At 48.0% G+C, this 13,492-nt stretch carries 10 protein-coding genes; 4 read left to right on the top strand and 6 right to left on the bottom strand.

Going from position 1 to position 13,492, the window contains the following annotated elements; all coding sequences use genetic code 11:
• Window positions 1-299: 299 nt before the first annotated feature.
• Entirely contained in the window at window positions 300-3,839 is a 3,540-nt protein-coding gene (locus ACJJIK_RS02440) for a sialate O-acetylesterase (protein ID WP_444931343.1), read from the bottom strand.
• Window positions 3,840-4,873: 1,034 nt separating this feature from the next.
• Between ACJJIK_RS02440 and ACJJIK_RS02435 the strand changes: the two genes are divergently transcribed.
• Complete coding sequence (locus ACJJIK_RS02435) at window positions 4,874-5,947, top strand: 3-deoxy-7-phosphoheptulonate synthase (protein WP_444931344.1); 1,074 nt, start codon at window positions 4,874-4,876, stop codon at window positions 5,945-5,947.
• A 141-nt stretch (window positions 5,948-6,088) separates the two neighbouring features.
• A protein-coding gene (locus ACJJIK_RS02430; protein ID WP_444930134.1) for an IS3 family transposase occupies window positions 6,089-7,227 on the top strand; the annotation gives its coding sequence in 2 pieces (ribosomal slippage) (window positions 6,089-6,338 and window positions 6,338-7,227; 1,140 coding nt in all).
• Here the strand turns inward: ACJJIK_RS02430 and ACJJIK_RS02425 are convergent.
• The 4 genes from ACJJIK_RS02425 to ACJJIK_RS02410 all read right to left on the bottom strand — a co-directional run bounded on the left by ACJJIK_RS02425 (window position 7,165) and on the right by ACJJIK_RS02410 (window position 11,064).
• Window positions 7,165-7,953, bottom strand: a complete 789-nt coding sequence (locus ACJJIK_RS02425; protein ID WP_444944093.1) for an ion transporter — start codon at window positions 7,951-7,953, stop codon at window positions 7,165-7,167. The two genes, ACJJIK_RS02430 and ACJJIK_RS02425, sit on opposite strands and share 63 nt — an antisense overlap.
• A 133-nt stretch (window positions 7,954-8,086) precedes the next feature.
• Complete coding sequence (locus ACJJIK_RS02420) at window positions 8,087-9,355, bottom strand: metallophosphoesterase (RefSeq protein WP_444944092.1); 1,269 nt, start codon at window positions 9,353-9,355, stop codon at window positions 8,087-8,089.
• A gap of 378 nt (window positions 9,356-9,733) precedes the next feature.
• Window positions 9,734-10,090 (bottom strand): 5-carboxymethyl-2-hydroxymuconate Delta-isomerase, encoded by a 357-nt coding sequence (locus tag ACJJIK_RS02415; RefSeq protein ID WP_444944091.1) that lies wholly within the window; start codon window positions 10,088-10,090, stop codon window positions 9,734-9,736.
• A gap of 32 nt (window positions 10,091-10,122) precedes the next feature.
• Entirely contained in the window at window positions 10,123-11,064 is a 942-nt protein-coding gene (locus tag ACJJIK_RS02410; protein WP_444944090.1) for a peptidyl-alpha-hydroxyglycine alpha-amidating lyase family protein, read from the bottom strand.
• Window positions 11,065-11,168: 104 nt separating this feature from the next.
• Between ACJJIK_RS02410 and ACJJIK_RS02405 the strand changes: the two genes are divergently transcribed.
• Entirely contained in the window at window positions 11,169-12,077 is a 909-nt protein-coding gene (locus tag ACJJIK_RS02405) for a LysR family transcriptional regulator (RefSeq protein WP_444944089.1), read from the top strand.
• An 18-nt stretch (window positions 12,078-12,095) separates the two neighbouring features.
• Here the strand turns inward: ACJJIK_RS02405 and ACJJIK_RS02400 are convergent, their stop codons facing one another.
• A complete protein-coding gene (locus tag ACJJIK_RS02400; protein WP_444944088.1) occupies window positions 12,096-12,542 on the bottom strand; it encodes a GNAT family N-acetyltransferase in 447 nt (148 codons plus the stop codon).
• Between the two features lie 527 nt (window positions 12,543-13,069).
• Between ACJJIK_RS02400 and ACJJIK_RS02395 the strand changes: the two genes are divergently transcribed.
• Entirely contained in the window at window positions 13,070-13,489 is a 420-nt protein-coding gene (locus ACJJIK_RS02395; protein ID WP_444944087.1) for an ester cyclase, read from the top strand.
• Window positions 13,490-13,492 lie beyond the last annotated feature (3 nt).

Genomic DNA, 13,492 nt, shown 5'->3' with positions numbered 1-13,492 from the left:
AGGATTCACAAACCTGCAAGCCTCTATAGGCGGTTCTGCGGCTGTTATTATTAGGTGTTACATCACAGGATTCGATTTAAAGGCGGGGGCGATTTACATCAATGTTTGACTGTACGCGCGCTCAGCAGATTATAAATCTAACCATATCTGTGTTGAGCACACAGTAAATTACGAGCTAATAATATGAGGGGCAAATAAAAGGGGGCTCTATATAGCCCCGCAATATCTCTGCGGCGCTTTTAGAGGCCCCCTAAGCTTTTAGAAAGGACTTGACACTTGTTTAAATGGGATGTGGTTGCTTAGGGTAAGCTATCTCGCACCTCTTTCATGCGTTTACCAATCACCAAATGTGCCGCCGGATCATAGTGGTAGTAACCGGAGAGATCATCCGTATCGTGCGCTTCAACATTATAGGTAGCGTCTGCAACATTTTGCTGGGCTGACTGAATAGCACCACTTGAATCGCCGTAATGGCTCTTGGTGATGATAATAGGCAGGTCGTAATCATTCAGCGCTTCGCGCATGCCATCTACTAAGCAAGTCAGATTCGCTTGATAATTACTTTCATTTACTGATTGTCCGCCATCATTCCAACCTTGGAACCAGATAAAGCTATCAATCTCTATTGTCTTGTTTTCATACTGTGGGAAATAACTGGCCAAAACCTCTGGATCGCGCAAGGCTTCAATTTTTTCCAGCATGGCGGTGTAAAGAGAGTCCTGGTTTTCTTCGTCCTCCGTCCACTCATTAGCGCTAGAGTCGTGGCAGCCGGGCACTTTCCAATCGACCCGTAAGTCAGTGCCGCCCTGCACCACTTTTAGGAGCAGTAAATCACCCTCGGTCTCTTCGCCAAGATAGTGGCCAAAAGTGAGTTCCGGGCCATAGCGGTTAGTGGATACACCATAATTTGGGAACAGCTGCCCGTAGCGCTCTGAAAACGATAGAGAACCGGTATCGTTTAGCGAACCCTGATACTGGAGTACAGTGACATCATCCCGTACAGATTCAAGATCTGCGCTAAGGTGCCCATCAGCATAAGCCTCAGCCACCTCCATAGCGGAACTCATTTGCATCCAGGCATCGTAGTTATAGCCATAAGAGCCATCACTTGAAGAGAAATAATAACTGCTGATGGTGGCAAAGAGTCGATCGGTCAAATCAAAATCACGGCTGTCGCAAGTCTCCCCAGAGAGGGAGTCCAGGCTGCCCGCGCGACAGAGGAATTGCCCAAGTTTTTGTACCACCGGATCTTCGCTATCACTGCTCAGTCTCTCACTGTAGTCATCTAGCGAGTCAGTATTATCGATAAACTGTTCGTTGATTTGCTCATCACTGATGTCTGTTGAGCCACAGTCTGAATCACCATAGGTATAGTCTTCATTGGCATGGCAAACCAGCTCCTGCAAGCGATCCAAGCGGGTGTTATTGCCTTCCATATTGGATTGACCAGCCATCACTACAACTTTGACGGTATCACTATTAGAGCTATCCCCCACTGGGTCAGAGTCGATATCACCGCCCGATGGATAAATGGCGAAGTCATAATCGTAAAACTCGAAATCCCTAAAAGTATCCGGAGTAGTAACCACCAGCGCATAGAGCTCGTGATCTGCCGGTACAGGAACTACGGTGCTGGAAACCTCACCTGAGCTGTCAATATCAAACGGGTAGTAGCTGCGAGAGCCGGTGGAAGGGTTGTAGACCACTGCACGGCCACGGAAGTCTGCATGTGCGGGGTTATTTTCAGCATCCACCCTAACGGCAATGGTGTAGTTGTTATCTTCAGTGATACCTTCCACCTTAAAGGCATTAAACGCCCAGGAGCCGGGTACATAGCCGCTATCCATATCGGTCCAGCTGTTACCGGTTCCTTCGCTATCGAAGGTATGGGTAAATTTATTGTCATGAGTGCTGGCATCGGGGTGCTCATCCAGCATTCGGCTCAGTGAAACTGCTTCCGATATCTGGTAGGCCTCGCTCTCAACCATATCCCAAGTTGTAATACGTGCAGCAAAATCTGCAAACAGGGCTTTCATATCGTGCCCCTGAGCCGTTAGATAGGCATCGGCAGCTTCCAGGTCATTAAGCCCATCCCTGGAATTACGGAACACGCCCCCCATTAGATCCTTACTAACTGCGTAGTTGGTAAGCCATGACCAAAAAATATACGCCCCGTATTGATGACCGCCCTTGAAATCATAACCGTATTGGTGATCTACCGGGGAGTCTTGAATAGCCCACAGGCTAATATGCGGGTGGAGCGTATAGTAGCCCAAGAGACTGTCCTTAACTCCGGGGATATTGTGATCCGCTCCCCAGCTGGCAGAGGATTCCAGGGTGTACTTTCCACTGGCTTCCCCTGTAACTCTGTTTAGCCTCCCCTGGTAGGAGTGGAAGTTCTCATGCAACCAATGTTGGGCATTTGATTGAGTTAGGGGGTTATCTTCTAAGGTATAATCCTTAACGAAGGTGCCGCTGATCGCATCGTTTAGTTCCAGGTCCCGTGTGGAGCCGTCATCGCTAAAGTAGGTGCAGAGCTCACCCTGACCGTACATACCGGCCTCAAAGATATTCCGCTCCCAGACGCGCTCTTGAGCCACAATATAGTGCTCAAAGTTTTCCATAGTCTTATCGGTGTCATCAGGCCACCACTGACATTGATAGGTTGAACACAGGTAATTGTTGTAACCATCATAGGGGCTGGTGGCAACCATAGCTTCATTACATTTGCTGCCCCCTAAGTCCATAACCTCATCATAAGTCAGCACACGCTCGTAGAGGCGCACATCCCAGATCTTCCCGGCAAAGGGCCCAAATTGCAGCATATCGCCCAAGTGGGCATAGCTTTCACTATCGATCGCTACTGAAGAGGATGCCTCCCCATTCACGTAGACAGTCAATGTGCCATTATCAACTGTGAGTGCTATATGATTACAACTGCGGGTCTTTAAAGTGCTCTCAGTATTAGAAAACTGCTGACTGTCTTGACTACCCAGCTGCCCGACAACACCACTGCCACTGGTGCCCACATAAAAACTGCCGGCATTATTGTTAGTAGTTGGATCGGCGATTGATCGCACCATCACTTCATCACCGTTGGCGCTATCCGGAATAAACTGAAATGACAGACTAAAGTAAGCGAGATCGTCTTGCTCGGGAAGGGCGATGGTCATATCCGCACTATGAAAGTCATTGCGGCTCACGAACATAGTGCGCCCTTCCACCTCCGGGTCTGAGGAGGCGCTTTCTGTCAGTGCGGTACCCTCAACAACCACACTATTACCACCGGCTACATCGCGGAATTCCAGGTGGGAGGGAACGTGCATAAGTAAGCTGTCAGAGGGTCCTTCCAGAAAATCACTGGCACAATCATTTGCCGCAACCTCAATCGTTACCGTCGCAAGATTGCTGGCACCGCTACTGTCAGATGCCATATAAGAAAAGCTGTCAGTACCGGTAAAACCTGTTTCAGGGAGATACTCCCAGCGCTGACCGCTGCCGGTTAAGCTGCCATGAGTAGGTTGGGATTGAATGGTATATTGCAGCGAGTCTAGATCTGCATCATAGGCGGCGAGAAATATAGATTTAGCCAAACGACCATGTGCAGCCATCTGCACTAATTGGTCATTGGCAATAGGTAGGCTATTACTACGACTATTTTCAGAAGGTGTGTCTACGACTTCCCCCCCTGAGTTCTCACCGGCAGAATCCTCTTCCGATGTTGCCTCATCACTACCACCGCCCCCGCCACAACCAAAAAGCAGTGCGCTTAATAATAGTAAAAACGGGGCTTTCAACACCTTTTTGGATTGAAGTTTTTCATTTGAGCTTGTAAACATGCTGACCATCTAAAGATTCTGAACTTAACGAATAAAGCTTATCCGTGCATGGCGCCCCATGCCGTGAAATAGTTCTTTAATTTAGCCAGCCTACTTCACAGTTCTTTACTTTTACCTATATCGATTTTTTATACTTTTGTGGTCAACTTTTTTTTGGCGATACGCATTGATGGCGACAAAGTCACAGCAAGAGACGTTAGCCCACCGCCAAAGTTTTCATGTTTCGCCCCATGACCAACCTCTAGCCCAGCAAATACGCCATATAAAATTATTATGCAATCTACCACCTGGTACGACCGAACCAATAATAGTGCAAATTTTCACCAAAGGATCAAGATTGACAGGCCTGCCATGCTGATAGAGCTACTTCAATTAGAAACAGCCACATCTTTACTTCAATTTCGGAAACAGCATAGCCATCTCTTTCAATACGCTTAATGAGCGAGGCCTTCTTTTCCTTTAATTGTCTGCGAAATTCAGAGCACAGCGCCCCCTCCCGGAAGTTTTTCTGGAGGAGTTAACATTCCAATCTTCTCGTAATAGCAAAAATTATCGCGGGAGCTTTTCATCTTTTTTCAATAGAGTTATTCGGCAAACTCAAGCAAAACCTACCACCGGGCGGCTAGCCCCCTTATGGCACATAGTGTTGGATTTTCATTCGATTAAAAGGCGAAGCGAGCCTTTATATTATCGGGGACAATAATTGCAAACCCTATGGATGCACTAGACCACCGCCAAATCAAGCGTAAAGACTTAAGGAGCCTCTAAGTAACTCCGTAATGCCTCTGCGGGTCTTGAAGGCTACAGATGTTAGGCGCAGCTCGCCACGAATGGCCACAACCCTTTATAAGACAAGGTCCGCTCTGCGGGGCTTTCAGAGGCACGCTAGAGTAAAGGGAGATACACATCCCAAAATAGGGCCAAACATTTGGTTGCAAATGAAACCCTCGCCCTATTCTTTGCGGCGCAGTAGGATAAGTCATCCGCCTGCAAGTGCAGTGCGGCACTAAGGAATAGAGTAACCAGAAGGCACCATGACCACACAGCAGTTCGACGACTTAAATGTTGTCTCCCAGGAAGTCCTCATCAGCCCGGAGACGCTGAAAGCAGAACTCCCCATTAGCGACGCCGCCGAAGCGACTGTCGCCAAAGGGCGCGCCGCCGTGCGCGATATCCTCGACCGCAAAGACCACCGCCTAATGGTGGTTATCGGGCCCTGTTCCGTTCACGATGTGGACGCCGCAATGGATTATGCCAAGCGTCTGAAGGCGTTGGCAGACAAGGTTTCCGACACACTTCTGATAGTAATGCGCGTCTATTTTGAGAAGCCCCGCACCACTGTTGGCTGGAAGGGGCTTATCAATGACCCCCACTTGAACGACTCCTTCAAAATTGAAGAGGGCCTACATATCGGCCGCAAGCTGCTAATGGATGTCGCCGAACTGGGGCTACCCACTGCGACAGAGGCACTGGACCCGATCTCTCCCCAATACCTGCAAGACCTTATTTCCTGGTCCGCCATTGGTGCGAGAACTACCGAGTCACAAACTCACCGGGAAATGGCCAGCGGCCTCTCCTCTGCTGTAGGCTTCAAGAACGGTACTGACGGTGGCTTGGAAGTGGCTATTAATGCCTTGCAGTCTGTCGCCAATCCCCACCGCTTCCTCGGTATCAACAAGCGCGGGCAAGTTGCGATAATCCACACCGCCGGCAACCCCTACGGCCACGTTGTACTGCGCGGTGGCAATAACAAACCGAATTACGACTCCGTAAGTGTCGCTATGTGTGAGCAGGAGCTACGCAAGTCTAATATCATGCCAAACATTATGGTCGATTGTAGCCATGCCAACTCCAACAAGAACCACGAGCTACAGCCCCTGGTGGTCGACAATGTGACCCACCAGATTCTCGACGGCAACCAGTCGATTATCGGTGTTATGGTGGAAAGTAATCTGAAGGCCGGTAATCAGAAAATCCTGCCAAACCTGAGCGATATGGAGTATGGGGTTTCCGTTACCGACAAGTGTATCGACTGGGAAACTACAGAGTCTCTACTACTGCGGATGGCCGAGCAGTTGCGCGAACCTCTAAAGGCACGCACTTCTTAAATAGCCCGCCCCTGTAAGAGGCCCGCGAAGGGCCTCTTACCCATCAAAGCTAGCGACAATCCCCTACTCATCATCCATTGTAGTGGTCTAATACTTCCGGACACTTCGCTAAGATGGTAAAACTACCAAGTGAGGTGACGTATGACAACAAAAGGTACACGCCGGCAATTCAAGCCGGAGTTCAAGAAAGACGCTGTAGCTCTTGTCTCTGAACAAGGCTATTCGATTTCTAAGGCCGCAGAGGCTGTAGGGACCACTGCTAATAACTTGCGACGCTGGGTAAAGGAGCTGAAGCAGGAAGAGAGCGGAGTAAGATTGGATGCAGGCGAGCGCGCTGAATTGGATCGGTTGCGACGTGAAAACAAGCGCTTGCGGATGGAGAAGGAAATCCTAAAAAAGGCCAGCGCCTTCTTTGCGAAAGAAATGAAGTAAAGTACAGCTTCATCAAAGAGCAGAAAAGTAGCTTTCCAGTTAGGATGCTTTGCCGAGTAATGCAGGTAAAAAAGAGCAGCTATTACGATTGGTGCCATCGCAGTGATAGCTCAATAGATAGCCAAACATGGCAACTATGCCATCGCTTGAAGGCCTTATTTGCAGAATCTCGGCAGAGCTTGGGAAGCCGCCGACTAATGAAGCTATTACGCAGAGAAGGCTTTAAAATTGGGCGCTATCGAGCCCGAAAGCTAATGAAAAAGCTAGGTTTGGCAGTAAAACGCAAGAAGCGTTTTGCGTTGACGACAGATAGCAAACACCAACTGCCCATTGCAGAGAATCTTCTGAATAGGGATTTTTCGCCGAGTGCTAAAAATCAAGTTTGGGCTACGGATATTACATACATCTGGACGCTACAGGGATGGTTGTACTTGGCGGTAGTAATTGATCTCTATTCACGCCGGATAGTTGGTTGGCACCTAGATCGCCAGATGGAAACGGCTTTGGCGAGTCGTGCGCTGATGATGGCCGTCAATTTACGCACACCACCGCAAGGCCTTCTACACCACTCTGATCGAGGCAGTCAGTATGCCAGCCATACCTATCAGGCGTTGCTGAAGGAGCATGGAATGGTATGTTCAATGAGCCGTAAAGGAAATTGCTGGGACAACGCACCAACAGAACGGTTTTTTAGCAGCCTGAAGCGAGAGTGGCTAACGGGAAACCTCTATGAAACAAGGGTGGACGCGACAGCAGATGTGAGAGCCTATATTGCTTATTACAACTCATGCAGAATACACACAACATTGGGGGATGTAACCCCTATCGAATTTGAGAAATGTGCTTAAAGAGGTGTCCGGTTGGACTTGACCACAACACATCTCTTCGAGCCGAGCCTTAGATAAAGCCGAAGCTACAAGGCCTGTCGGAATTGCAACCACCCCCAACCCCGTCAAAAGCACAAAGAAAGTAAATATTCTCCCACCAACAGTGACCGGGTACATATCCCCATAGCCCACAGTAGTCAAAGTTGTAACCGCCCACCATAAACTATGAAAAATAGATTTGAATTGCTCTGGTTGAACTGCATTTTCAAAATAGTAGATACCTACCGCAGATAAATAAAGCAAGATAAGTGCGGTTACACCAAACAACACCAACTCTTCCTTAACCATTCGAAATGCACAGCCAAACCGGGCAATGGCTTTACTATAGCGCAATAGCTTTAGTACTCTGAAAACCTGAAATAGACGAACAACCCTAAGCGCCCTCAAATCCAGCCCAGAAGCTATATAAAAAGGCAAAAATGCCATAAGGTCCACTAACCCATAAAAACTAAAAATAAAGCCCAACCTATTTTCAGAAAAATAAACGCGAAGCACATACTCCAAAGTAAAAACTAACACTGTAAACACTTCAAACAGGTGTAGTGCGTCCTTCTGCCCCTGAGTTAAATCAGGGAGAGTACCGATAGAAAAAGAAATCAAAGACGCAACTATCAAGCACTGAATAAAGACAGCCCAGGCTTTTTTAATCTCAAAACCTTTAATCCAGGTTATAACTCTCAACTCCACCAGAACACCCCACCTACCCTTTCACATCGGATTTATACAAATCGAGCCCAAATACCTCGACACTAAAACATCAGCATACAGTTTTACTTCAGCTAAAATTAACTACTCTACTGAGAGGCTTAAACCTCCACAGCTATAGAGTAAGAAAAGGAACAAGAAAAACACCAAGAAACGCCATCCAGTGTTTAGAGTTGAGAATGTCAAATGGCTCTTCCACAGTATGAGCATCCTCAAAATCCTTGCGCATCACACCAATATCATGCACCACCGGCTCTCCCGATTCAAAGACCAGTGCTTTAGGTACATACAGAGTACTATCAACCAAGTACACCCTGCCCTGGAACTTAGAAGCCAACTCTTCTTGAGTGCTGTGACCGACCACAATGTAATTCACATCATAGTAATCCAGAGTATCATCAACCAACTTCTGATTAGCCTCTGGGTAGCCATCCATTCCATACGCATAGCCACGATACTGTGTTGGTGAGAAGCCCCCGACTAACAAACTATCGTCTATATTATTATCACCAGACAAATAGGCTCGATGGGAGTTATTAAAATCGTTAATACTTAGATCCTGCTCTAATACCTGAGCGCTGATACCACCGTGAGTAAAGAGCACAGATCCAAGTTTAAGCATCACCTTCTTACTTCTTAACCAAGCCCCTAAAACGGTATCTTCGGCCAAAGCTTGATTATAAGCTCTCAGCTGCTCTATGGCCCATAAGTGCTCTGCCTCTACCGATTTTATTTCATAGGAAAATGCATATTGCTCATGATTCCCCAACAAATAATGTACCGCGCCACCGCTATCCGCCGCCTGCTTCTCCAGATGATAAATAAACCAGAGCAAGTCATAAACATACCGCCCCCGATCTAATACATCACCAACAATTACTAACTGCCCAGTGCCATATGACCAATTCCCCTGGGCATCGATAACACCAAGGCTGCGAGCCCATTCTTGGAAGAAGTCCAAATCCCCCTCCAAATCACTGACCACTGCTATTGGACTTACCCCATCATACGGCTGGAATTCAACCTCACGCTGCCTCAAAGAAAAATTTCTCTTATCGGCCCCGCACCTCAAAGTAAATTCTGTAGAGGTAGAGCGCTGCTCCTCAACCCGATCTTCACAAAACCACCGAGAAACATAGTCATTTTTAGTTCGAATTATGACTGGCCCTTGCATCTTTTCAATTTTCGGGTCTTCCGCAACCCGGCTCAAATCTGCACGCCATCTAATAGCTGTCTCTCCAGTAGGTATCTTAATACCTTGAACTACCTGCCCCGAAGTTTTAATAATCGTACTACTATTAAGCAGGCCAGCTATGCCGACAACCCCAAGAATCGACAATACAAAGAGTAAAACCAGCCCTCGCTTAACAACCACTGCAACCACAAATAACTCCCTTTATACAAACTAAATATTTTTCAGATAGCGTTTTTCCAAAACCAGCTCTTAACCTCAAGAAGAAAGAGCCCGCACCATCGTACCCCTTCCCAATGGAACTGTCCGCCTATTAAATAGAAGCCAAATACATTTGAAAAGCAAAAAACAGCAAAAGCTGCCCAAAATATGCGGAATTAGGCCAACTGCCCTTGGTAGGAATATGAAATCTATATCGCCAAAAAGTCCTATAAATTTTCGCGATACGCTTAAGACTTGAAAAGAAAACCTGAGCAAAATTGACCCGCTATCAAGCGAAGCGCCCCAATTGGGGCGCGCAATGCTCATCTAAAATTCGATTGTGGCTACCCGCTCCAGCTCATTAAGAGGCTACAGCTCAAGCTCCAATGCGGCGCGGTTACAATAAGCGGCTCGTACGATCTCTCGGACTTCCACAGAGATCATCTCCACTTCAGGCAATACTGTACATAGAGCCTTAGCCAGCAACTGAGCCAAGTTTTGCCGCTGCTCCACACTTCTACCAGACAGCAGGCTGCATTCAAGATGTATGAAAGGCCCTGGATTGCCCCCTACCAAGTAGTGCTCAACCGGTAGCATACGAACTTTGATATCCCCCGACTCAAAAAGAGCAGACTGACCTGCGGCCATATGTACTGAGGCCAGCAAACCAGGAACATCTATCGACGCCAGCATGCTTGAAGGACACTGGATAACACAATGAGGCATAAATACTCCTAAATACATTTATCAAGAAAAAGCTACATAGCGGGAGCCGGTACCGAATCTGCCGGCAGTAGGCGATCGATCGTCCAGTTCAGGATATGGGATATCCAAAGCCCATCCTTATCCACGTAAATTCCATGCACGAAACCAAAGTGCTCCGCACCCCGCCCGGGCTGCCCCTGGTAGCGTATCTTGAGATTGCCAGAGAGATCGTACTGCCGCAGCTCCTCGGCCCGTGCATCCGTCATCCACAGAGCATCACCTCTGAGAAAGAGGACATAGGGATAACCTATATCCGCCCACTGATTTACGTAGTTGCCATTAGAATTGAAAATCTGCACCCGCTGATTTTCACGATCAGCGATATACACTTGCCCCGAGGCATCAATCACAATGGAGTGGGGAAAATTAAACTCACCAGGGGCATAGCCCTGACCACCCCAGGTAGTTACCAAAAGGCCCCTCTCATCCAGTTTTACAATGCGGCTATTGCCCTTATCCACGACATAAATAAACCCATCTCCATCTACAGCTACATCTTGAGGCTGGTTGAACAGCACCAAGTTATAGTCACGATCAAACCAGCCCTCACTGGCCGTATCGCGCTTCCCCAAGACCAGCGCCACTTCTCCACTGGGGGCAAATTTCAGCACCAAGTGTGTAGCGGTATCAGTCGTCCAAATATTGCCCTGCTGGTCCACGCGGAGACCATGTGGGTTTTCAAATAGCCCGGCCCCTATCTCCCGGACAAAACGCCGCTGTCCGTCAAACTCCAGCAGTGGATGCGATCCTCGGTGAAACACGACAAAGTGACCATTATCTCTGCGAGCCACTCCAGCAACCTCACCAAAGTACCACCCGTCTGGCAGCTCAAAGTCACCACTTTTGATATGAAATAGCGGGTTGTTAGGGGAGGGCTCCGCCAAGGCAAAAGCACAGGGAAGCAAAATCAAACACAGCTGTATAACCACTCTCATTGGGAGTTCCTTTTACTCGTCAGTCTACTGGGGTATTGTCACTTTTTCCCAAAGGTGCGTTAATGGTAGGATATTGATATTCACTATTTCCCAACAGGAAACTATTGGAGGCTTCTCTGGACCGGTTTCACTTAATTCAGGTATTCAATACAGTGGCGAGGCAGGGCTCTTTTACCCGTGCTGCGCGAGAGTTGGGATCAACCGTGTCTGCGGTGAGTAAAGCCATCCAGCAATTGGAGCAGCGGTTGGGCACTCGCTTGATTCACCGCACCACTCGCGCTCAAAGCCTGACGGATGCGGGGCGGGATTACCTGGAAACGACAGAGCGTATCCTTACTGATTTGCGAGAAGTGGAAGAGCGCTTGCATAGTACCAAGGGGCAGCCTTCCGGCTTGCTGCGAGTCACAGTCCCAACGGCTCTGGGACAATTTTGGCTGGCACCGCGACTGGCGCAGTTTACTTCCAGGTATCCAGATATCCGCCTCGACCTGATCCTGGATGACCAACTGCGGGACCTCACGGGAGAGGGATTTGACTTGGCATTGCGCTCCCAACCTGCCCCAGCCCACTCAACACTCTATTCACAACAGATTGGTCAACACCAGCGTCTTCTGGTGGCAGCCCCAGACTATTTAGCCGCACTTGATTCACTTTCCTCCCCAGAGCAACTCAATACATTCAAGCTGCTGTGCTACAAGTACAGCCATGTTCCCGTGTCTTGGGCCTTCCAAAAAGGGCAGGAAGCAATCACTATCGCCCCCAACCCCCACTTCTCCAGCAATAACTACTATGCGCTCTACCAGTCGACGCTGTCCGGGGCTGGAATAGCCTGCCTCTATGACTATCTGGTAGAGCGGGATATTGCTGCGGGAAACCTGGTGCAGATCCTGCCGGATTGGCAGCAACCGAGTAGGCCTCTTTTTGCGGTTTACCAACAGCGAAGGGCAGCCTCTGCCAAGCTGGATGCCTTTTGGCAATTTTTGGCGGACAGCTTCCACAGCAATGCCCGCTAAGGTACTTTTCTGCGGAATTTAGCCGGCACTTGACGGGCGGACCATTTGATTAGCCAGAACGGGAACCCCGCTATAGGTGGTCTCTAGCTCTCCGGTCACCACGAAACCATACTTGCGATACAGGTTTTTCACCGGATCATTGGTCTTGGCAACCTGTAAGCGAACTTCCCCGTTGATTTCTCCCAGCAGGTGCTCCAACAACTCCTTTCCTATACCTTGACCTCGCACCGAGGGATGAACAAACAGCGCTCGAATCTCATTCTTATATCGAGCCCCATAGCCAACAACCTCACTATTTTCATAAACATAAATATCTGACTCCATCAGCTGAGCCAAACGCTTTTGATCTTTATCCAGCGGAAGCAGGTTAAAATTTCGACTTTCAAAGCGCAGCTCATCTAGCTTTGAGCGCGCATAAATATCCAGCACACTTGAGTAATCATTTTTATTGTACTTTCTAATCATCTTGAGAATGAATCCGTTCAAAGGAAGACAAGTTAAAATTTTATTGCCTGAATTATCAATTGAGGCTGGAGAGACAGCAAGAGCTATTCAGGTCTTGTTCGGTGGCGCCTCTCTAACAAGCTGTCACTTTAATCGATCCGCAAAGCCATCCACAATCGTACCATCTACAAAGTGGCAAATATCGATAAACAGCATATCTTTTCAGAGTAACAAACAGCGACGGTAAAAAATATTTGAACAAAGCGTATAAGTAATCACCACGCAAATGATAAAAATTGCGCAGCGCCCTTAAATAAAGTCATTAAAATTCTACTAAGTGATTACAATTACCGCATCCACTGACATTTCAGCAGGTTAGCATACTTTTGTCATGCTATTCCTCAATGAAGCCTATCTTATGGAGACTGTAGCTTGGTATAGAGCCATACTGGCAGCAATAACTAAAGTACCATGCAGCCCTCCCCTTCCAGTATGAAATCCTGAACTATGCTTGGGCTAATCCCACCCTCACCAGCAATGGAATTAAAATGACGAATAAGCACAAAGAAATATCGAGGTCTCTATTGGAATTATGGGGTGACAATGCGCCTCATAAAGCCACGGCCTATCTCTCCTCCGATTATAAGAACCATCAAATGCCCTATGCCGGTGGCGGCACCTCCGTGCTATCCACGCAGGACTGGCAGAAACTTGTCACAGAATTTCACAAAGGCTTTTCCAATGTAAAAATGGAAGTTCTGCTACAAGTAGCTGAAGGGGACTATGTCTGCACCCGCTGGAAACTGACGGCAACCCACAGTAAAAAATTTCAACAGTATGAAGCTACGGGAAAAATCAGTAGCTGGACCGGTGTCCACACCGATCGATATCAGGATGGAAAACTAGTGGAAAGCTGGGTTGACTGGGACAAATTTACTTTTATGGAGAGGTTGGGTTTAGTAACCTAGCCT

It is taken from the genome of Microbulbifer regidiadema (SeqCode) (assembly GCF_052466995.1).
The sequence above is the reverse complement of the archived record's forward strand: the minus strand, read 5'-3'. Positions and strand labels throughout refer to the sequence as shown.

Coding starts and splice junctions, on each gene's coding strand:
- ACJJIK_RS02440 (WP_444931343.1), bottom strand. CDS start 3,839: ATGTTTACAAGCTCAAATGAAAAACTTCAATCCAAAAAGGTGTTGAAA.
- ACJJIK_RS02435 (WP_444931344.1), top strand. CDS start 4,874: ATGACCACACAGCAGTTCGACGACTTAAATGTTGTCTCCCAGGAAGTC.
- ACJJIK_RS02415 (WP_444944091.1), bottom strand. CDS start 10,090: ATGCCTCATTGTGTTATCCAGTGTCCTTCAAGCATGCTGGCGTCGATA.
- ACJJIK_RS02410 (WP_444944090.1), bottom strand. CDS start 11,064: ATGAGAGTGGTTATACAGCTGTGTTTGATTTTGCTTCCCTGTGCTTTT.
- ACJJIK_RS02400 (WP_444944088.1), bottom strand. CDS start 12,542: ATGATTAGAAAGTACAATAAAAATGATTACTCAAGTGTGCTGGATATT.
- ACJJIK_RS02395 (WP_444944087.1), top strand. CDS start 13,070: ATGACGAATAAGCACAAAGAAATATCGAGGTCTCTATTGGAATTATGG.